Consider the following 21,442-nt stretch of genomic DNA (forward strand, 5'->3'; position numbering starts at 1 on the left):
CTCATGTTCTTGATACCGCTCTTACTGAGACTGGCCATTTGCCACGTTCGCCAGCTTTCCGCACACGCCGCCGATGGAACCCGCGCCCATCGTGATCACCACGTCGCCGTTACGCGCGATCGTCGTTACCGCGTCGGGCACTTCGTCGATCGTCTCGACGAATACCGGCTCCACCTTGCCCGCGACGCGAATCGCGCGCGCCAATGCGCGGCCGTCCGCTGCGACGATGGGTGCTTCGCCTGCTGCGTAAACGTCGGTGAGCACGAGCGCATCGACCGTCGACAGCACTCGTACGAAATCCTCGAAGCAGTCGCGCGTGCGCGTATAGCGATGCGGCTGGAACGCGAGAACGAGACGCCGGTCGGGAAACGCACCGCGCGCCGCCGCGATCGTCGCGGCCATTTCAACCGGGTGATGACCGTAGTCGTCGATCAGCGTGTACGCGCCTTCGCCGGTGCTCGCGTTCACTTCGCCGTAACGCTGGAAGCGCCGGCCCACGCCGTTGAATTCGGCGAGCGCACGCTGGATATCGGCATCCGCGACTTCAAGTTCAGTCGCAATCGCAATCGCCGCGAGCGCGTTCTGCACGTTGTGCGTACCCGGAAGGTTCAACACGATGTCGAGCGACGGCGCATCCGCGCGCAACGTGGTGAAATGCATGCGGCCGTCGCGCGCCTCGACATTTACTGCGCGCACTTCCGCTTCGGCGCCCAGGCCGTAGCGGATGATCGGCTTCGAGACGAACGGCAGGATTTCGCGCACGTTCGGATCGTCGACGCACAACACCGCGATGCCATAGAACGGCAGACGATGCGTGAACTCGATGAACGCCTGCTTCAGCCGCGCGAAGTCGTGGCCGTAGGTGTCCATGTGATCGGCGTCGATGTTCGTGATGACTTCGATCACCGGGAAGAGATTCAGGAACGATGCGTCGGATTCGTCGGCTTCCGCGACGATGAAATCGCCCGTGCCGAGCCGCGCGTTCGCGCCCGCGCTAATCAGGCGGCCGCCGATGACGAACGTCGGATCGAGTCCGCCCGCGGCGAGCACGCTTGCGACGAGCGAAGTCGTCGTGGTCTTGCCATGCGTACCGGCGATCGCGATGCCCTGCTTGAGCCGCATGAGTTCCGCGAGCATCACGGCGCGCGGCACGATCGGCACGCGGCGATGGCGCGCCGCGAGCACCTCGGGATTGTCGGGACGCACGGCCGTCGACACGACGACCGCATTCGCGCCTTCGATGTTCTGTTCCTGATGGCCGATGTCGACGCGCGCGCCGAGCGCACGCAACCGCTCGGTCACGGCGTTGTTCGCGAGATCCGAACCGCTCACGTGATAGCCGAGATTGAGCAGCACCTCCGCGATGCCGCTCATGCCGGCGCCACCGATCCCGACGAAGTGAATATGCTTGACGATATGTTTCATTAATGTGCCTCCCGAGCTTGCGCGTTCACACGCGCGCCGGCCACGTCGGCGCATATGCTCGCGACCTTTTCGGTCGCGTCCGGTTTCGCGAGTGCGCGCGAGCGCTCGGCCATTTGCTCGAGCGATGCGCGCGTCTGTACGCGTAGCAAGTCGGCGAGCTTTTGCGCCGACAAATCGCGTTGTTGTATCAGTTCAGCCGCGCCGTTCTTCGCGAGAAAGGCGCCGTTGGTCGTCTGGTGATCGTCGACGGCGAACGGGAACGGCACGAAGAGCGCTGCTACGCCCACCGCCGCAATCTCCGAGACCGTCATCGCGCCTGAGCGACAGATGACGAGATCCGCCGATGCGTAAGCGCCCGCCATGTCTTCGATGAACGGCACGAGTTGCAAATCTTCTCCGCGCGTGAGACCCGCCGCCGCGTAGTTCGCTTCCAGTGCTTCGATATGCTTCGCGCCCGCCTGATGAACGATGCGCGGACGCTCGTCCGGCGCCAGCATCGCGAGCGCCTTCGGCACGGTTTCGTTCAATGCGGCCGCGCCGAGACTGCCGCCGACGACGAGCACATTCAGACGCCCCGAACGCGCGGCGTAGCGTACTTTGGGTGGCAACGCGCTCGTTAGTTCCGCACGGATCGGATTACCGGTCCATTCGGCATTCGGCAGAGCATTTGGAAACGCGACGAGCACGCGTTTCGCAAGATGCGCGAGCACCTTGTTCGCGAGTCCCGCGATCGAATTCTGTTCGTGCAGCACGAGCGGGCAGCCCGCGAGCTTCGTCATGATGCCCGCCGGAAACGTGATGTAGCCGCCCATGCCGAGTACGACATCCGGCTTCACGCGACGCAGCGCGGCGAGGCTCTGCGAGCATGCGCGCAGCAGATTCACCGGCAGCATCAGCTTCGTCTTGATGCCTTTTCCGCGCACGCCGCCAAAGCGCACGTATTCCATCGGAATGCCGTGCTTCGGCACGAGCGTCGCTTCCATGCCGTTCGCATTGCCGAGCCATACCACGCGCCAGCCGTGGGCCTGCATCCAGTGCGCGACCGCGAGCCCCGGGAACACGTGGCCCCCGGTGCCGCCCGCCATCACCATCAAGGTGCGGCCGCGTTGCGCGGTCATACTTTTCCTCCGCGCATGAGAACCCGATTTTCGTAATCCACGCGCAGCAAGACAGCCAGCGCGACGCAGTTCAGCAAAATGCCCGAGCCGCCGTAGCTGACGAGCGGCAGCGTAAGACCCTTGGTCGGCAGGAGGCCGAGATTCACGCCCATGTTGATGAACGTCTGCGCGCCGAACCAGATGCCGACGCCCTTCGCCATCAGACCGGCGAACGTGCGATCGAGCGCGAGCGCCTGACGGCCGATCTCGAACGCGCGGCGCACGATCCAGTAGAACAGCAGGATCACGCAAATCACGCCGACGAAACCGAGTTCCTCGCCGATCACGGCAAGAATGAAGTCGGTATGCGCTTCTGGAAGATAGTTGAGCTTTTCGACGCTGCCACCGAGTCCGACGCCGAACCACTCCCCGCGTCCGAACGCGATGAGCGAGTGCGTCAACTGGTACGCCTTGCCTTGCGCGTAACGGTCGTCCCACGGATCGAGGTAAGCGAAGATTCGCTCGCGACGCCACGGCGATGCCCACACGAGCAACGTGAACGTGCCCACCGCCGTCGCCACCAGTCCGCCGAACAGCTTGCCATTGACGCCGCCGAGGAACAGCACGCCCATCGCGATGGCGGCGATCACCATGAACGCGCCCATATCGGGTTCGAGCAGCAAAAGCGCGCCGACCGCGCCGACCGCCACCGCCATCGGCAGGAAGCCCTTGCCGAAGCTGTGCATGAATTCCTGCTTGCGCACGGTGTAGTTTGCGGCGTAGATCGTCACCGCGAGCTTCATGATTTCCGACGGCTGCATGTTCGTGATGCCGAGCGGAATCCAGCGGCGCGCGCCGTTCACGCCTTTGCCGACGTGCGGAATCAGCACGATGACCAGCAACACCAGCGCGAAGAGAAACAGCTTCGGCGCGTATTTTTCCCAGGTCTTGATCGGGATCTTGAACGCGATGATCGCGCCGACGAGCGCCGTCGTAATCGAGATCAGGTGGCGCACGAGGAAGTGATAGTCGCGGTAGCTCGCGTACTTCGGAGAATCGGGCATCGCGATCGACGCCGAGTACACCATCACGATGCCCAGACCGAGCAGCGCGATCATCACCCAGAGCAGCGAATAGTCGTAGTCGAGCATGCGCGAGCGCGCGGGGCGCACGCCGTTCACCGCGCTCGAAATGCCACCGCGCGTGCCGGAATTCGAGCGGCCCGCGAGCGAGTCGCTCGGCATCGCGTTGCGCTGGCCCGTGAGTTTCGATCCGAAGCGGTCCGACCAGCTCATAGCATCACTCCCCGCGCGGCGGCGATATCTTCCACGGCGCTGCGAAACACGTCGGCGCGGTGTGCGTAGTTCCTGAACATGTCGAGGCTCGCGCACGCGGGCGAGAGCAACACGGCGTCGCCGGCTTCCGCGATGCGCGCGGCGGCATTCGTCGCGGCTTCGAGCGTCGCGTGGTCTTCGAGCACGACGCCCGTCGATGCGAGCGTTTCGCGAATGCGCGGCGCGTCGCGTCCGATCAGCATGACCGCGCGCGCCCAGCGTGCGACAGGCGCTTCGAGCGGCGAAAAGTCCTGGCCCTTGCCGTCGCCACCAGCGATCAGCACGATGCGTTGCGCGAGTCCATCGAGCGCGGCCACCGTCGCGCCGACGTTGGTGCCCTTGCTGTCGTCGACGTAATCGACGCCGTCGATCTGCGCGATCACTTCCACGCGATGCGGCTCACCGCGATACTCGCGCAGGCCGTGCAACAGCGCGGCGAGCGGGAGATCGATCGCACGCGCGAGCGCGAGCGCCGCAAGCGCGTTCGCCGCGTTGTGAAGCCCGCGAATACGCAGCGCATCGACAGGCATCAGTCGCTTCGAGACGACGTTCGGCTCGCTGACTTCCTGCTTGCGGCGACGCGACGGCGAGGGTTCATCGGCGGCGTCGCGATCGACGCCGATGGCGAGCCACGTCATGCCGTTGTCGCGCAGCAAACCATAGTCACCGACATGACACGGCTCGTTCAGCCCGAACGTCACGACGCGGTCCTGCGCGATGTTCTTCGCGAGCGCCATCGTGCGGGCGTCGTCACGGTTCAGCACGCGCGTCGTGCGCAATCCGAAAATGCGGCCCTTCGCGGCGGCATACGCGTCCAGGCCACCGTGCCAGTCGAGATGATCCTGCGTGATATTGAGCACCGCGGCCGCGTGCGGTGCGAAGGAATGCGCGGTTTCGAGCTGGAAGCTGGACAGTTCGAGTACCCAGACATCCGGGAGGGCGGTTTGATCGATCGCTTCGGTCAGTTTGTCGAGCATCGACGGGCTGATGTTGCCCGCGACTGCGACCGACTTGCCCGCACGCTCGCACAAAAGACCGGTAAGCGCGGTGGTCGTGGTTTTGCCGTTCGTGCCGGTGATCGCGATGACCTTCGGCGCATAACCGTTCGCGCCCAGTCCGGCGAGCGCCTGCGCGAAGAGTTCCAGTTCGCCCCACACGGGAATACCGCGTTCCTTTGCTGCGGCGATCAACGGCGCGAGATCCGGCGCGAGCGGCGAAAGCCCCGGGCTGATCGCAACGAGTTCGATGCCGCCATCGAGCAATGCGGGCGTGAACGCCCCGCCGATGAAGTCCGCATCGATCTTGTGAACCGCGAGTTCGGAAAGATTCGGCGGCGTTTCGCGCGTGTCGGCGATCTTCAGGCGGCAACCGTGCCTGGCGCACCAGCGCGCCATCGCCAGACCGGATTCACCCAGTCCCAGCACGAGCACCATCGGACTTTGCCGACCGACAAACTTCTCGCCAAACATCGCTTTACCTTTCCCAAAAACCTGAAACCGCGAAACCGCAAAAAAATCAACGCAACTTGAGCGTCGACAAGCCGAAGAGACACAGCATCAACGTGATGATCCAGAAGCGCACGACCACTTGCGTCTCGGTCCAGCCGGACAACTCGTAGTGGTGATGCAGCGGCGCCATCTTGAAGAAACGCCGGCCTTCGCCGTAGCGGCGCTTCGTGAACTTGAACCAGAAGACCTGCAGCATCACGGAAAGCGTTTCCGCGACGAAGATGCCGCCCATGATGAAGAGCACGATCTCCTGACGGACGATCACCGCGATCGTGCCTAGCGCGCCGCCGAGCGCGAGCGCGCCGACATCGCCCATGAAGACTTGCGCGGGGTGCGTGTTGTACCAGAGAAACGCGAGACCCGCGCCCCCCATTGCGGAACAAAAGATCAAAAGTTCGCCCGCGCCGGGAATGTGCGGGAACAACAGATATTTCGAATAAACCGAACTGCCCATCACGTACGCGAACGCGCCGAGCGACGCGCCCACGAGCACGACCGGCATGATGACGAGACCGTCGAGACCATCGGTGAGATTCACCGCGTTGCTCGAACCGACGATCACGAAATACGTCATCGCGATGAAGCCCCACACGCCGAGCGGATAGGTGATCGACTTGAGGAACGGCAGCATCAAGTCTGCGCGCGCGGGCAGGCCCATCGACAGGCCGCTCTTCACCCACGCCATGAAGAGATCGAACACGCGCGCGTTGTTCGCCTCCGAGACGCTGAACGCGAGATAAACGGCCGCGAAAATGCCGATCACCGATTGCCAGAAATACTTCTCACGCGAGGACATGCCGCGAGGATCCTTGTGCACGACCTTGCGATAGTCATCCACCCAGCCGATCACGCCGTAGCCAAAGGTGACGAGCATCACGATCCACACGAAGCGGTTCGTGAGGTCGGCCCACAGCAGCGTCGACACCGCGATGCCGATGAGAATGAGCACGCCGCCCATCGTCGGCGTGCCGGACTTGACGAGGTGCGTCTGCGGGCCGTCCTTGCGCACGGCCTGGCCGACTTTGAGCGCGCTCAGCTTGCGGATGACCCACGGGCCGCAAACCAGGCCGATCAAAAGCGCCGTCGCCGTGGCGCCCACGGCGCGGAACGTGATGTAGGTAAACACGCGCATGAAGCTGGCGTCATTCTGGAGCCATTGCGCGAGTGCGAGTAGCATGCTGGTCCTTCTCTTTCAGTGAATCAATGTGCCGCGGGCGCACTGCCCGCAGCGGATTGTTGGGAAGTCGTCAAGGCGTCCACTACGCGCTCCATCTTCATGAAGCGCGAGCCTTTCGCGAGATACGTTGCGTTGCTGCCGTAACCTGCGCGTTCGAGTGCGGCGACCATTTCGGTGACGTCACCGAAATGCGCCGCGGTTTGCTTCGATGCGCTGGCGGTGAATGCGTTCACCGCATCGACACTGGCTGCGCCGAGCGCGAAGAGCGCATCGATACCGCGCTCGGCCGCATACGCGCCGACTTCGCGATGAAACGCCGGACCTTCCTCGCCGACTTCGCCCATGTCGCCCATCACGAGCACGCGAGGTGCTGCCTGCGATGCGAGCACGTCGATCGCGGCGCGCATCGAATCGGGATTCGAGTTGTACGTGTCGTCGATGACGGTCGCGCCTGCGAGCGCGCCGAGGATCGCGCGCTTCACCTGCAGACGGCCCTTCACCGGCTGGAAGGATTCGAGGCCGCGCTTGATCGCATCGAGCGAAACGCCCGCGGCGAGCGCGGCTGCGGTCGCGGCCATTGCGTTGCGCGCATTGTGTTCGCCGAGCACGTTCAACGCGACATCGAGCGCGCCTTGCGGCGTCTGCATGCGCACCGTCGTGCCTTCGAGCGTGCCGGTGACGGCTGCCTTCGACGCGTCGTCCGTGAGCGCGAAGTCGATGATCGGGTTGCCCGTCGCGGCCGTGCGCCAGAAGACGGCGTATTGATCGTCGGCGGGAAACACGGCCGTACCCGTTTCACCGAGCGCGTGAATCACCGACGCGTGCTCTAGCGCGACCGCTTCGACCGTCGCCATGAACTCCTGATGCTCACGCTGCGCGTTGTTGACGACGGCGACGTCCGGCGCGGCGATCTTGCCGAGCACTTCCGTTTCGCCCGGATGATTCATGCCGAGCTCGACCACCGCGAGCTTGTGCGACGTGTTCAGACGGAACAGCGTGAGCGGCAGGCCGATGTCGTTGTTGAAGTTGCCAGCGGTCGCGAGACGCGATTGCTCGCCGACCGCAGCCGCGAAAATCGACGCGATCATCTCCTTGACCGTCGTCTTGCCGTTGCTGCCCGTGACGGCGACGAGCGGCATCGTGAAGCGCGTACGCCAGCCGTGCGCCAGCGCACCGAGTGCGGCGCGCGTGTCCTTTACCTTGATGACAGGAAGTGGCCAGGCATCAGCGTTGCTCGGGTCGCGTGACACGAGCGCCGCAGCCGCGCCGCTCTTTGCCACCTGATCGAGGAAATCATGCGCATCGAAGCGATCGCCCCGCACCGCGACGAACAGGTCACCGGCCTGAACGCCACGGCTGTCCGTGACGATGCGTTCGATAGCCACGTTTTCGTCGCCCTTAAGAACGGCACCGGGAATCATCGCGGTGGCTTCGCGCAAGGTGAACATCGTCATTCGCCACCTCCGCGCTGTTGCGTGGCGCGCGCGGCAAGTGCGAGCCGCGCGTGATCCTGATCCGAGAACGCGCGCTTCTTGCCCATGATTTCCTGCGTGGCTTCGTGTCCTTTCCCGGCGAGCACGACGACATCCTCGCGCGCCGCCGAGCGGATCGCCTGCAGGATCGCGCTCGCACGGTCCTCGATGCGGCGCGCTTTGGCGGCGTCGGTCATTCCGGCTGCGATCTGATCGATGATGGCTTGCGGATCTTCGCTGCGCGGGTTGTCGCTCGTGATGACGACCTGATCCGCGAGACGCTCCGCGATCGCGCCCATGAGCGGACGCTTGGTCGCATCGCGGTCGCCGCCGCAGCCGAACATGCAGACGAGCTCGCCGCCGCGCGCCTGCGCGATCGGGCGCAGCGCGGTGAGCGTTTTGTCGAGCGCGTCGGGCGTGTGGGCGTAGTCGATCACGACGAGCGGCTCATCGCTCTGAATGCGTCCGCCGAGGCGCTCCATGCGTCCGTTGACGGATTCGAGCTTCTCGATGCGCGCGATGGCGGCATCGAACGGCACGCCGACTTCGAGCAGCACGCCGAGCACGGAAAGCAGATTGCTCACGTTGAATGTGCCGAGCGTGCCCACTTCGACATCGGCTTCGCCCCAGTCGGACGACAAATGAAACGCTGTACCCGTCGCGGTCGCGCGGACCTGCGTCGCGAGCAGCATCGCGTCGGCGCTCGGCGCGGCATCGGCGGGCATTTCGACGCCATAGGCGATCGTGCGCACGTTGCCGCGCAGCGATTCGATCAGGCGCCGACCCGCCGCATCGTCGCGATTGACGATTGCCGTCTTGAGCGACGGCCACGCGAAGAGACGCGCTTTCGCTGCTTCGTAGGCGTCGAAGGTGCCGTGGTAATCGAGATGATCCTGCGTGAGATTCGTGAAAATGGCGACGTCGAAATCGACGCCATTCACGCGGCCCTGGTGCAGCGCATGCGACGACACCTCCATTGCTACGCCTTCCGCGCCCTGCGCCTTCAATTGCGCGAGATTGCGCTGCAATTGCGGCGCGTCGGGCGTGGTGAAGCCGCTATGTACGAGCTTGCCCGGCATGCCGATGCCGAGCGTGCCGACGATCGCGCACGGGCGGCCGAGCGCCGTCAACGCCGTGGCGATCCACTGGCTGCACGAGGTCTTGCCGTTCGTGCCTGTCACGCCGACGGTCAGCATCGATGCCGTCGGCTCGCCGTACCACGCGGACGCGATCGGGCCCGCGAGTTCGTTCAGCGCCTTCACGGCGAGCGTTTTCGATTGATCGGGCTTGCCCGCGAACCTCTCCGGCTGATAGAGCGCCGCGGCCGCGCCCGCGGCGAGCGCGGCGTCGAGATACGGGCGGTTGTCCGCGCCATCCACCGCATAGGCGAGGAACACGTCGCCGCTTTTGAGCGAGCGCGTGTCGGCGTGCAGTTGCGCCTCGGGCCGCGCGTGCGCGCGCAGCCACTGAACGGCATGTGATACATCCTTTTGCATTTTGCTCTGTCGGGCCTGCGCGCTCATCGCACGACTCCCGGGTGCGTCTTCGTGTTGCTGGACACCGCGACTTTCTTCGCGGTGTTCACGTTATTCCTGTTCGCCGGCTGCTGGGCTGCCGGTTGTGCGGCGGCGTTCGAATCGTCCGTCACGACCATCTGCTTGACCGGCATGTCGGGCGGCACGTTGAGCGCGCGCAGCGTGTCGCCGACGATGCCCGAGAACACCGGACCCGATACCTGACCGCCGAAGTGGCTACCGACCGTCGGCTCGTCGACGGACACCGCCACGACGATGCGCGGATTCGGCATCGGCCCCATGCCGACAAACGATGCGCGGTACTTGGAATGGTCGTAGCCGTGACCGCCGTGCTTGTACGCCGTGCCCGACTTGCCGCCGACGCGATAGCCCGCCACGGCCGCATCCGGCGACGTGCCGCCCTTCGCCGTCACGGTTTCGAGCATCGCGCGCACTTGGCGCGCGGTCGTGGGCGAGAATACCTGCTGACCGATCGGCGGCTGATCGCCGGGCGTGCGGAAAATCGAGACCGGCAGAATGGTGCCGTCGTTGGCGATCGCGGTGTACGCGCGCGCAAGCTGAAACAGCGACGCGGACAAGCCGTAACCATAGGACATCGTCGCCTGCTCGATGCGCCGCCAGCTTTTCCACGGCCGCAGGCGTCCTGTCACGGCGCCCGGAAAACCGACCTTCGGCGCCTGACCGAGCCCGATGCTCGTGTACATGTTCCACATTTCCTCAGGACGCAATTGCATCGCAATTTTGGTCGCGCCGATATTGCTCGACTTCTGAATCACGCCGCCGACCGTGAGCGTGCCGAACCCGGAATCGTCCGTGATGCGCGCCCCGTCGAGGACGAACACGCCGCCACCCGTTTCGACGAGCGTATTCGGCGTCACGCGATGCAGATCGAGCGCGAGCGAAACGGTGAACGGCTTCATGATCGAGCCCGGCTCGAACGTGTCCGTCAGAATGCGGTTGCGCAACTGCTCGCCCGTCATGCGCGAGCGGTCGTTCGGGTTGTAAGTGGGATAGTTGACGAGCGCGAGCACCTCGCCCGTTTTCACGTCGATCACGATCGCCGCGCCTGCCTTCGCCTTCGACTTCTCGACGGCCGCTTTCAGGTTCGTGTACGCGATGTACTGAATCTTGCTGTCGATCGAGAGTTCGACATCCGTACCATTGTGCGGCACGACTTGCTCGTCGACGTCCTCGACGATGTGGCCCATGCGGTCCTTGATGACGCGGCGCATGCCCGGCGTGCCGGCGAGAACGTTCTGGTCGCCGAGTTCGACGCCTTCCTGTCCCTTGTCTTCAATATTAGTAAAGCCGATCAGGTGCGCGGTGATTTCGCCTTCCGGGTAAAAGCGCTTGTATTCGCCGCGCGAATAGATGCCGGGAATGTCGAGCGCGGCGACTTTCTGCGCGACTTCGAGCGGCACCTGGCGCTTCACGTAGACGAAGGTCTTGTCCATCGAGAGCTTCGCGCGCAACTCTTTTTCCGGCATTTCGAGCAGTTTGGACAGTTGCGCGAATTTGTCCGCGCCGAGATCGTTCGGCACGGCCTCGGGAATCGCCCAGATGGCCTTCACCGGCAGGCTCGTCGCAAGCACAAGGCCGTTACGGTCGCGAATCTGGCCGCGCGTCGCCGGCATTTCGAGCGTGCGCTGATAGCGGCTCTCCCCCTGCTTCTTGAAGAACGCGTTGCCAGGCCCCTGAATCCAGAACGCGCGTGCGGCGAGGGCGACAAACGCCATAAAAAGCAGGAATACGACGAACTTCGAGCGCCACATCGGCAGGCGCACGGCGAGCAGCGGGTTCGGCGTATGAGCGACGTCTTTCTGCTTCGCGGATTTTTTCATCGCTTGGCTCCGCGTGCAGGCGGCGCCGACGCCGGCAGCGGCGGCGGCATGGGTGCGTCGGCGGCCTTGCCGGTCGCCGTGTCGTAGGTGAGATATTGCGTGCGGCCGGTCGTCACGGGCTGCATTTTCAGTGAGTTAGTGGCCAACTGCTCGATGCGCGACGTCTTCGAGAGCGCGCTCTGCTGATACTGCAACTGCGCGTAATCCTGCTGAAGTTGGCGCTCCTGCGACTGCGCCCGCTGCAAGTCGATGAAGATCTCCCGCTGCTGGTTCGTGGAGCTGACGACCGACAGCGCGCACCCGAGCACGACGATCAGCAGGAAGATATTGAGACGGTTCATGGGGCGATCCGCTCAGCGATACGCATCACCGCGGACCGCGCGCGCGGGTTGTCGGCGACTTCGGCATCGCTCGGAAACACGCGGCCGACCACACGCAGCGGCGGGCTGGGCAGATCGACCGCGCGGATCGGCAAGCGACGGTCCACCGCCGGCGCGCTCGCGTGCGCCTGCATGAACCGCTTGACGATCCGGTCTTCGAGTGAATGAAAGCTGATCACGACCAGCCGCCCCCCTTGCTCCAACAATGCCAATGCCGACTCGAGTACTACTTGCAGCTCCGCAAGCTCTTGATTGACGTGAATCCGTATAGCCTGAAAGGTGCGAGTTGCCGGGTCCTTGCCCTTTTCACGGGTTTTGACGACGTGACCCACGATTTCGGCAAGCTCGCTCGTGCTGTCGAGAGGCCCAAGACGGTCGGACTCTGCCCGGCGAGCAACAAGCGCCTTTGCAATCTGAAAAGCAAACCGTTCTTCCCCATAATCTCTGATGACCTCCGTGATTTCCTGCACCGTAGCCCGTGCGAGCCACTCGGCCGCCGACTCGCCGCGAGTCGGATCCATCCTCATGTCGAGCGGACCTTCTGCGCGGAAGCTGAAGCCGCGCTCCGGGTCGTCCACCTGCGGCGACGACACGCCAAGATCCAGCAACACGCCCGACACCCGCCCGACACCGCGCTCGTTCGCCGCATCGCGCAAAGCCGCGAAGCTGTCGTGCACGATCGAAAAACGCGAGTCGTGAATCTGTTGTGCCGTGGCGATCGCAAGAGGATCCTTGTCGAAGGCGATGAGCTGCCCCGCTTCCCCCAACCGTTGCAAGATCGCCCGGCTATGACCGCCGCGCCCGAAAGTGCCATCTATATAGATGCCGTCCGTGCGCGTGATCAGCCCATCCACCGCTTCCTTCAGCAGCACCGTGCGGTGCTGCAGCTCTTTTCCCGACGAATTCGCCATGTTCTTCAGCGCCGCGTCAGAAAGTGAAATTCTTCAGCGCTTCGGGCATGCCCTGCGCCATCGCCGCCGCTTCCTTCGCCGCGTAGGTCTGCGAATCCCACAACTCGAAGTGCGCGCCCATGCCGAGCAAGGTCACCTCTTTTTCCAGCGACGCGGCAGCACGCAGCTCGGGCGAGACCAGCACGCGCCCGGCGCTGTCGAGTTCGACATCCATTGCATTACCGAGAAAGATGCGCCGCCACCACATGGCTTCCATCGGAAGCGCGGCGACCTTGGCGCGAAAGACTTCCCACTCCGGGCGAGGAAAGAGCAACAGGCATCCATCCGGGCTCTTCGTGAGCGTCACCCGGCCCTCTGCCTGCCCTTGCAGCGCTTCCCGATAGCGCGACGGAACCGACATCCGCCCTTTCGCATCGAGCGTCAGCGCCGACGCCCCTTGGAACACTCACCCTCTCCCCATTTCGGACGCCCACCCTGACGCCCGTCCCACCTGCTTTTGCTTGAAAATGGCCTGCGAATCACACAAAAGACCACTTTCTCACACTGTCTCCCACTTTAGAGGAACGCATTTCCTCGGTCAAGACGCGTAACTTTTTTTCGAGTGGTTTTTATTCGCTAGAACAAGGACTTAGCGCAGGAGCTTGAAGTGACGGCGAAAGAGAAAACCGTTATGAATTAGAGGGCTAGTGCGGGATGTGAAGGTAGTACGTGAAATGAGCAGGCGAAATGAGGGAAATGTAACGGTTCTTCTGGCCAACTAGTGGTCCACTCGTGGGTTCGGACAGCGAGCGCCATGGGGCGCCACGCGGCGGCGATTGCCGAGGCGTCTAACACGCTATATGTAGTAGGCCGTGCGAGTCATCACTTTGGACGCTGCACGCATCAGGGCGCGAACCGGAAACGGCACTTCGCTGCCACCCGCGCCGATTGCCGCGGCGGCGTGCGCGCTTTCGTCGAGACGCATCTGTTCGACGATCGCGCGCGACGCGTGATCGTTCACCGGCAACGTCTTCATGTGACCATCGAGATGTTGCTCGACCTGGCGTTCGGTCTCCGCCATAAAGCCGAGGCTCGCACGATCGCCGAAGCGGCCCGCGACGAAACCGATCGCGAGCGCGCCCGCGTACCAGAGCGGATTCAATAAGCTCGGCCGCGACTCGAGATCCTTGAGCCGCGTCGACGTCCACGCGAGATGATCCTCTTCCTCGCGCGCGGCTCGCTCGAAGCTCGCTTTGAGTTCGGGCGAATTGGTGGCGAGCTTCTGCGCCTGATACAGCGCCTGCGCGCAGACTTCGCCGACGTGGTTCACACGCATCAAGCCGGCCGAATGAGCGCGCTCTTTCTCGGTGAGTTGTGATTCCTCCGAGAGAACATCGCCTTGCGCGTCCGGACCGGACATCGTCGATTCGGGAATCGGCCGCGACATGCGACTCACGCCGGTCATGGAGCGCAAGCCCCGATCGAACTCGCTGATGACTTCATCGAGCGTCATGTTGCCACCTCTCTTCATAGTTCGTGGTCACGGCGTTTGCGCGTTTTCAGCAAACCGTATGCGCTGGCTCCTCGGCGCTGACCGGGTGTTTCGTCAAGCGGCTGAGCGAGCATGCGAAGAAAACGCGGATTTTAGCGCACATCGAGGGGCCTCGAAGCCGCGCAGGCTTGTCAGGGCCTAGGTTTCAGCAGCCCGAAGCGCAGCCAGGCTCTTCGTGACAAGGACTATGGAACGCTTCGCGATCGACGCATCTGCGACTGCCGGCGACGCACCCCTTCGACGCGCGCGAGCGCACCGCAGACGCCCCTTCGCAAGCCCCGTTTTGGTAATTAGGGCAAACACGACTCGCAAAAGTCCTGCAAAACCAACATTTTAGCGTCTGTTGCGTAAACGTCACACGAGTCCGGCGGATCTTCCCCTTTTCCTTTGTCCTCCAAAGTCTCTTTGTTACATTACGTCTCAACTTCATTAAGAAGCCCGGCAGGGACCGTCAACACACTGGCGCTAAGAACAGTGACCTTGCCAAAAGTCGCAAACACTCCCTGGAGATCTATTCAATGAAAAAGTCGCTTCTCGCTCTCGCCGCATTGGGCGCATTCGCAGGCGCTGCACATGCGCAGAGCAGCGTGACGCTGTACGGCATCATCGACGCAGGCTTCGCCTACAACAACAACAGCAACGGTCAGAAGCTGTATGCAATGAACAGCGGCAACCTGCAGGGTAGCCGTTGGGGCCTGCGCGGCACGGAAGACCTCGGTGGCGGTCTGAAGGCCATCTTCGTGTTGGAAAACGGCTTCAACGTGTTCAACGGCCAACTGGGCCAAGGCGGCGACATGTTCGGCCGTCAGGCTTACGTCGGTCTGTCGACGGCACAATTCGGCACGGTCACCTTGGGTCGTCAGTACGACTCCGTGGTTGACTACACCGGCGCATTCGAAGTCGGTAGCCAGTGGGCGTCGTACTTCGGCGCGCACCCGGGCGACCTGGACAACATGAACAACTCGAATCGCGTGAACAACGCGGTCAAGTACACGAGCGCAAACTACGCCGGCTTCACGTTCGGCGGCCTGTACAGCCTCGGCGGCCAGGCCGGCCAGTTCAACCGCAACCAGATCTGGTCGGTTGGCCTCGGCTATTCGCAAGGTCCCCTGCAGTTGGGCGCGGGCTACTTGAACGTCAAGGATCCGAACTTCTCGTTCTTCGGCAACAACGCGACGAGCCGCACGGCGACCACGACGCCTTCGTCTTCGAACATGTCGAGCCGCGTGTACTCGGGCTTCGCATCGGCCAAGACGCAGCAAGTCATCACGGCTGGCGGTGCTTACACGTTCGGTGCAGCGACCGTCGGCGCGACGTATAGCAACACGCAGTTCAAGGACGTCAACAACGAAGCAGGCGCTGGCCTGAACCCGGCTGGGTACACGGGCGGCTCGGGCAAGTTCCACAACGCCGAAATCAACTTCAAGTATCAGCTGACCCCGGCCCTGCTGCTCGGCGCGGCATATGACTACACGAAGGGTTACGGCCTGACCAACGCCAAGTACCATCAGGGCATGCTCGGTGCGGACTACTTCCTGTCGAAGCGCACGGACGTGTACATCGACGGTATCTACCAGCACGCGAGCGGCACGGACTCGACGAACCAAACAGCGGTTGCGAACATCAACGGTCTGTCGCCGTCGTCGACGTCGAACCAGGTTGCCGCTGTTGTCGGTATCCGTCACAAGTTCTAATAAGGTCGTAACAAAGCAGCATCCTCTGAAAGGCGCCTTCGGGCGCCTTTTTTTCGTTCCTGTGCGTGCAGATCGCATGACGCCGCGTCGCGTGCGTCCAACAAAAAAGCCACCGCGTCTCACGACGCGATGGCTTTTCTGGTTCGTAGGATGCGAACGCTACGCGCGGCCGTCGCGCAACTCGCGCCGCAGAATCTTGCCGACATTGCTCTTCGGCAATTCATTGCGGAATTCGATCATCCGCGGGCGCTTGTAGCCGGTGAGCCGCTCCTTGCAGAAAGCGATGACGTCGGCTTCCGTCAGGCTCAGATCCTTGCGCACGATGAAGAGCTTCACCGCTTCGCCGGAGGCCTGATCCTTTACCCCGACCGCGGCGACTTCGAACACGCCCGGCAACATCGCGACGACATCCTCGATTTCGTTCGGATACACGTTGAAGCCCGACACGAGAATCATGTCCTTCTTTCGATCGACAATCTTGACGTAGCCGCGCTCGTCCAGCACGCCGACGTCGCCGGAGCGGAAGAAGCCGTCGTGAGTCATCACCTTCGCCGTTTCGTCGGGGCGGTTCCAGTAGCCCGCCATCACCTGCGGCCCGCGAATGCAGATCTCGCCCGGTTGGCCAAGCGGCACTTCCCGGTTGTCGTCGTCGCGGATCGAGACTTCCGTCGACGGAAGCGGCAAGCCGATCGTGCCCGTGTATTCGGTCGCGGTCACCGGATTGCAGGTCACGCACGGCGAAGTCTCGGACAAGCCGTAACCCTCGATGATCGGTACACCGGTCGCCGCAAACCAGCGCTTTGCGACGGCTTCCTGAACCGCCATGCCTCCACCGTTTGCCGCGATGAGCTTTGAGAAGTCGAGCTTGCCGAAATCGGGATGATTCAACAGCGCGTTATAGAGCGTGTTGACCGCCGGGAACGTGTTGATGGGAACGCCCTTCAATTCCTTTATGGTGCCCGCGATGTCGCGCGGATTCGGAATCAGCACGCCCAGGCCGCCCGTCCGGATCGTCAGCATCCCGCACACCGTGAGCGCGAAGATGTGATACAGCGGCAGGGCGACCACACAAACGAACTGGTCGATGTCGGGACGGCGCTTGCGGGCAGGATCGAGCCAGACTTCTGACTGGAGCGTGTTCGCGATGATATTGCGATGCGTGAGCGTCGCGCCCTTGGCAACGCCCGTCGTGCCTCCGGTGTACTGCAGGAACGCGACGTCGTCGGGAGTCTGGGTGACGGGCTGGAGCGTGAGGCGGCCGCCCTGGTCGAGCGCATCGTTGAAACGAATGCTGCCGGGCAGACTCCACTCGGGAACCATCTTCTTCACGCGACGCACGACGAAGTTGACCAGGAGCCCCTTCAGGCCCATGAGATCGCCCATCGCAGCGACGACCACATGTTTGATTGCAGTGTTCTTGACGACGGCCTGAAGCGTTACCGCGAAGTTCTCCAGAATGACGATCGCTTCCGCGCCGCTGTCTTTGAGCTGGTGCTCGAGTTCGCGCGGCGTGTAAAGCGGATTGACGTTGACGACGATATATCCGGCGCGGAGCACCGCTGCAATCGCGATGGGGTACTGCAAGACATTCGGCATCATCAGCGCGACTCGCGCGCCGGGTTTCATCCCCCGCTTCTGGAACCACGCGGCCAGCTTTCTCGACATTGCGTCGAGCTCTGCGTAAGTGATCGCCTGGCCCAGACAGACGAACGCGCGGCGGTCGCGGTTCGCGCGGAAACTGTCCTCGAGCAGTTCGGAAACCGACCGATACACGGAGGCATCGATGGACGCTGGCACGCCGGCCGGGTAAGACTGTAGCCAGGGTTTCTCCATACGGCGTCTCCTTTATATGATTTTAGAATGGTCGTGCGGAAGCGAGATCGTAGCTTTTCATCAAGCCTCCGACAACTGGGTTAGACGCCATACACCAGAATCGTCTGAGTCCGCCGTGTCATGCACAGCGATCCATCTGCTCCACTTCGACGAGGCAGTCGTAGAACGTCGCTGAGCCTCCGAGGTCCGTCAGCGCCTGGCTAGTCACCTGATTCGCATTGCAGCCATCCGGCGATAACTTCTTCCACCAGATCGACAAGCCAACGACGACGCCTTCGCGCGCGCGATCTGTCACGCGCGCGCGGGCCTGCATCGAGCCGCGATCGTTGAAGATGCGCACCAGCGCGCCATCGGCGATGCCTCGCGCCTGAGCATCGGCGGGATGAATGTCGAGATGCGGTTCGCGTTCCGTCGCGCGCAGGCTCTCGATGTTCACGAAGCTACTGTTCAGGAAGTTGCGGGCCGGCGGCGAGATCATTGCGAGCGGATAACGCGCGGCCAACTCCGGCGAGCCATCCGCGGATTCGTAGGGAGGCAGGTAATCCGGCAGCGGGTCGAGGCCTTCGCGTTTCAGGCGTTCGCTGTAGAACTCGCATTTCCCCGACGGCGTGCGGAACGCGCCCTCGGCCAGCGGAGCCTCTGCGATGTCGAGCTTCAGCCAGCCGGACGACTTCAGCTTGTCCCAGCTCTGACCTTCCAGCGTCCGGTCGTCCCAACGAAAAGCATTCGACGCGATCTGCTCGTCGGTTTCGAAAAGCGCGGGCTCGACGAGGCCCATCGCGCGCGCGAGGCCGCGAAATATCTCGGTGTTCGGGCGCGCTTCGCCGACGGGTGGAATCGCCGGCAGATTCGCCATCACATACGTGTGTCCGTACGACTTGTGGACATCCAGATGCTCGAGTTGTGTCGTCGCGGGAAAGATCAGGTCGGCGTAATCGGCAGTATCGGTCTGGAAGTGTTCAAGCACGATCGTGAACAAGTCCTCGCGCGCGAAACCGGCCTCGACCTTCGCCGAATCGGGCGCGACGGCTACTGGATTTGAGTTGTAGACGATCAGCGCTTCGATTTTGGGCCCGAACTTTTCGTCACCGGGATGGAGCAGCGCGTCACCGATCGCGTTCATGTTGACCGCGCGCGGCAATTTCGAAGGCCACCCCGGCAGCAAATCGGGGCGCTCGAGGGCGCTGCCGTTGATTGGAGTCCATCCTGAGGACGAAAGCAGCAAACCTCCGGCGCGTTCGCGCCACGCGCCCGTCAACGAGGGCAAGCAGGCTATCGCGCGAACCGCGTTGCCGCCACCGCGCACGCGCTGCATGCCGTAGTTCAGCCGGATCGCGGCCTTTTTTGTCGATCCGAACGCGCGAGCGAGTTCTACGACGACGTCCTCTTCGATGCCGCAAATCTGCGCAACGCGTGAAGGCGGATACTGCGCCGCGCGCGCCGCGAGTTCTTCGAAGCCTACGGTATGCGCGCTCACATACTCATCGTCGATGAGGTTTTCTCGAATCAGTACGTCTATCATGCCGAGCGCCAGCGCGGCATCGGTGCCCGGGCGCAGCGCGACGTGCTGATGACACTTTTCCGCAGTGAGCGATTTATAAGGATCGATCGCGATCAGCTTGGCGCCTCGCCGCTTGGCTTCCTGCGCGCGCGTCCAGAAATGCAGACTCGAGGCGATCGGATTCGCTCCCCAGATCAGGATTATTTCGCTCTCTTCGTAAAACTCCGCATGCATGCCTAGGCTGGCGCCGTACGTATAGCGCAAGCCCGCCGCACCGGCGGCGGCGCAAATCGTGCGCTCGAGCCGCGATGCGCCCAGCACATTGAAAAATCGGGCGGCGATGCTCTCTCCTTGGACGAGACCCATCGTTCCCGCGTAGCTGTACGGCAGGATGGATTCGGGCGCACGCCGGGCGATCGGTTTCAGGCGGTCAGCGGCGAGTCGCAATGCCTCGTCCCATCCAATCGACTCGAAACGGCCCTTGCCCTTTTTCCCGACTCTTCGCAAGGGAGTCAGGAGACGATCTCTGTGATGCGTGCGCTCGGCGTATCGAGCGACCTTCGTGCAAAGGACGCCCTGCGTCGGCGGATGATCGGGATCGCCGCTGATCTTGACCGCTTTGCCGTCTTTTACCGTTACGCGCATTGCGCAGGTGTCCGGGCAATCGTGTGGGCATACGGCGCGGGCGAACTCGGCTGGAGCGTTCATCGGAAAGTCCCGTTAATCAGAAGAAAGGCGGCAGATGAACGAATTCTATTACGGCTACTATGCGATCGACCGTCCGGTGCCGCAAATAGTGGCCGCGTAGAATGGATGACTCGCGCGCTCACTATGCGCGATCGGAATTCAAACGTGAGAGCAGTTCAAATGAATCTGATCCCAGAAATCGAAGCATCACACGATGAAATCAAAACGCTCCGACGAACGATCCATTCTCATCCCGAATTACGTTATGAAGAAGTCGGCACCGCGAAACTCGTGGCCGAAAACCTCGAACGTTGGGGGATCGAGGTGCATCGTGGAATGGGCAAGACTGGTGTCGTGGGAATACTGAAGCGCGGCACCGGAGGCGCATCGATCGGGCTGCGCGCGGATATGGATGCGTTGCCTATTCAGGAACTCAATACGTTCGGACATCGTTCGACGAACGACGGCCGCATGCATGCCTGCGGCCACGATGGTCACACCGCAATGCTGCTCGGCGCCGCAAAACATCTGGCCGAGCGTGGCAAGTTCGACGGGACCGTCGTTTTCATTTTCCAGCCGGCCGAAGAAGGTGGGGCCGGCGCCAGGGCCATGATCGAGGACGGTCTGTTCGACCGATTTCCAGTCGACGCCGTGTTCGGCATCCACAATTGGCCTGGCATGCCCGCGGGTCATTTCGGCGTGATCGAGGGGCCGATTATGGCCTCGAGCAATGAGTTTCGTATCACGGTCCGGGGAACCGGTTCGCATGCCGCCTTGCCGCATAACGGACGCGATCCGGTTTTTACGGCGGTCCAGATTGCGAATGGACTTCAGAGCGTCATTACGCGAAGCAAGAAGCCGATCGATACAGCAGTGCTGTCCATTACTCAGTTTCATGCAGGGGAAGCGGCGAATGTCGTACCCGATCTGGCCTGGCTCGGCGGGACTGTGCGTACTTTCACGGTTGCAACGCTCGATCTGATCGAAGAGCGCATGCGCAAAATCGTCGAAGCAACTGCTGCGGCGTACGATTGCGGGGTAGAGATGCACTTCAGCAGAAATTATCCGCCGACAATCAACGCGCCTGAAGAGACGAGATTCGCGGCAGAAGTGATGGCGGAAGTCGTAGGGAAGGATAAGGTCGACAACGCCGTCGAACCAACAATGGGCGCGGAAGACTTCTCCTTTATGCTTCTTGAAAAGCCTGGATGTTACGCGTTCTTAGGTAACGGCGATGGTGGACATCGCGAGCACGGACATGGCGCCGGACCTTGTATGTTGCACAACGCAAGTTATGACTTCAACGATGATTTGTTGGCTGTTGGATCGTCGTATTGGGTTCGTTTGGCCGAGCGATTTCTGGCTCGCTGACGGCTGCGGCGGCAAAACGGCCATCGCTTTTCGCTTTGAGTCCTCGCGTTGACAAGTTTGCGGTTTCCAAACGCAAAAACCCCACCTTTGCGGGGTGGGGTTTTTGTTTATCGCATGAGGAGCCTGACGATTACCTACTTTCACA

General features: G+C 62.6%; 16 protein-coding genes. 2 read left to right on the plus strand and 14 right to left on the minus strand.

Annotated features, from left to right (window positions below):
- Positions 1-21 precede the first annotated feature (21 nt).
- From murC to coq7, 12 genes are all read right to left on the minus strand, one after another.
- Positions 22-1,425: a UDP-N-acetylmuramate--L-alanine ligase gene (murC, locus tag NCS58_RS12675; RefSeq protein ID WP_061121483.1), complete on the minus strand. Its 1,404-nt coding sequence runs from the start codon at positions 1,423-1,425 to the stop codon at positions 22-24.
- Positions 1,425-2,543, minus strand: a complete 1,119-nt coding sequence (murG, locus tag NCS58_RS12680) for an undecaprenyldiphospho-muramoylpentapeptide beta-N-acetylglucosaminyltransferase (RefSeq protein ID WP_250477106.1) — start codon at positions 2,541-2,543, stop codon at positions 1,425-1,427. The genes murC and murG overlap by 1 nt, the downstream gene beginning before the upstream one ends.
- Positions 2,540-3,817: a putative lipid II flippase FtsW gene (gene ftsW, locus NCS58_RS12685; RefSeq protein WP_250477107.1), complete on the minus strand. Its 1,278-nt coding sequence runs from the start codon at positions 3,815-3,817 to the stop codon at positions 2,540-2,542. The genes murG and ftsW overlap by 4 nt, the downstream gene beginning before the upstream one ends.
- Positions 3,814-5,325, minus strand: a complete 1,512-nt coding sequence (gene murD, locus NCS58_RS12690) for a UDP-N-acetylmuramoyl-L-alanine--D-glutamate ligase (protein WP_250477108.1) — start codon at positions 5,323-5,325, stop codon at positions 3,814-3,816. The genes ftsW and murD overlap by 4 nt, the downstream gene beginning before the upstream one ends.
- A 46-nt stretch (positions 5,326-5,371) precedes the next feature.
- Positions 5,372-6,541, minus strand: coding sequence for a phospho-N-acetylmuramoyl-pentapeptide-transferase (gene mraY, locus NCS58_RS12695; protein WP_061121479.1), 1,170 nt, complete (start codon positions 6,539-6,541; stop codon positions 5,372-5,374).
- A 23-nt stretch (positions 6,542-6,564) separates the two neighbouring features.
- On the minus strand, positions 6,565-7,995 hold the full coding sequence (gene murF, locus NCS58_RS12700) for a UDP-N-acetylmuramoyl-tripeptide--D-alanyl-D-alanine ligase (RefSeq protein WP_250477109.1): 1,431 nt from the start codon (positions 7,993-7,995) through the stop codon (positions 6,565-6,567).
- Positions 7,992-9,536, minus strand: coding sequence for a UDP-N-acetylmuramoyl-L-alanyl-D-glutamate--2,6-diaminopimelate ligase (locus tag NCS58_RS12705; RefSeq protein ID WP_250477110.1), 1,545 nt, complete (start codon positions 9,534-9,536; stop codon positions 7,992-7,994). Before NCS58_RS12705 ends, murF begins: the two co-directional genes overlap by 4 nt.
- Positions 9,533-11,389 (minus strand): penicillin-binding protein 2, encoded by a 1,857-nt coding sequence (locus NCS58_RS12710; protein ID WP_061121476.1) that lies wholly within the window; start codon positions 11,387-11,389, stop codon positions 9,533-9,535. Before NCS58_RS12710 ends, NCS58_RS12705 begins: the two co-directional genes overlap by 4 nt.
- The gene (gene ftsL / locus NCS58_RS12715; protein WP_061121475.1) at positions 11,386-11,730 is read right to left on the minus strand and encodes a cell division protein FtsL; all 345 of its coding nucleotides are present in this window, start codon (positions 11,728-11,730) and stop codon (positions 11,386-11,388) included. The genes NCS58_RS12710 and ftsL overlap by 4 nt, the downstream gene beginning before the upstream one ends.
- The gene (gene rsmH, locus NCS58_RS12720; protein WP_061121474.1) at positions 11,727-12,680 is read right to left on the minus strand and encodes a 16S rRNA (cytosine(1402)-N(4))-methyltransferase RsmH; all 954 of its coding nucleotides are present in this window, start codon (positions 12,678-12,680) and stop codon (positions 11,727-11,729) included. Before rsmH ends, ftsL begins: the two co-directional genes overlap by 4 nt.
- A gap of 16 nt (positions 12,681-12,696) precedes the next feature.
- Positions 12,697-13,125, minus strand: a complete 429-nt coding sequence (mraZ, locus tag NCS58_RS12725) for a division/cell wall cluster transcriptional repressor MraZ (RefSeq protein WP_061121473.1) — start codon at positions 13,123-13,125, stop codon at positions 12,697-12,699.
- A 390-nt stretch (positions 13,126-13,515) separates the two neighbouring features.
- Positions 13,516-14,172 (minus strand): 2-polyprenyl-3-methyl-6-methoxy-1,4-benzoquinone monooxygenase, encoded by a 657-nt coding sequence (gene coq7 / locus NCS58_RS12730; RefSeq protein ID WP_250477111.1) that lies wholly within the window; start codon positions 14,170-14,172, stop codon positions 13,516-13,518.
- A 557-nt stretch (positions 14,173-14,729) separates the two neighbouring features.
- Here coq7 and NCS58_RS12735 point away from each other — a divergent pair.
- Positions 14,730-15,905, plus strand: coding sequence for a porin (locus NCS58_RS12735; protein ID WP_061121472.1), 1,176 nt, complete (start codon positions 14,730-14,732; stop codon positions 15,903-15,905).
- Between the two features lie 159 nt (positions 15,906-16,064).
- Here the strand turns inward: NCS58_RS12735 and NCS58_RS12740 are convergent, their stop codons facing one another.
- Positions 16,065-17,738, minus strand: coding sequence for a long-chain fatty acid--CoA ligase (locus NCS58_RS12740; protein WP_250538544.1), 1,674 nt, complete (start codon positions 17,736-17,738; stop codon positions 16,065-16,067).
- Positions 17,739-17,856: 118 nt separating this feature from the next.
- Positions 17,857-19,947 (minus strand): molybdopterin-dependent oxidoreductase, encoded by a 2,091-nt coding sequence (locus tag NCS58_RS12745; RefSeq protein WP_250538545.1) that lies wholly within the window; start codon positions 19,945-19,947, stop codon positions 17,857-17,859.
- A gap of 159 nt (positions 19,948-20,106) precedes the next feature.
- Between NCS58_RS12745 and NCS58_RS12750 the strand changes: the two genes are divergently transcribed.
- Complete coding sequence (locus tag NCS58_RS12750) at positions 20,107-21,297, plus strand: M20 aminoacylase family protein (RefSeq protein WP_250477114.1); 1,191 nt, start codon at positions 20,107-20,109, stop codon at positions 21,295-21,297.
- The last annotated feature ends 145 nt before the right edge of the window (positions 21,298-21,442 follow it).

Source organism: Caballeronia sp. INML3B (assembly GCF_023631305.1).
Lineage (GTDB): Bacteria > Pseudomonadota > Gammaproteobacteria > Burkholderiales > Burkholderiaceae > Caballeronia > Caballeronia turbans.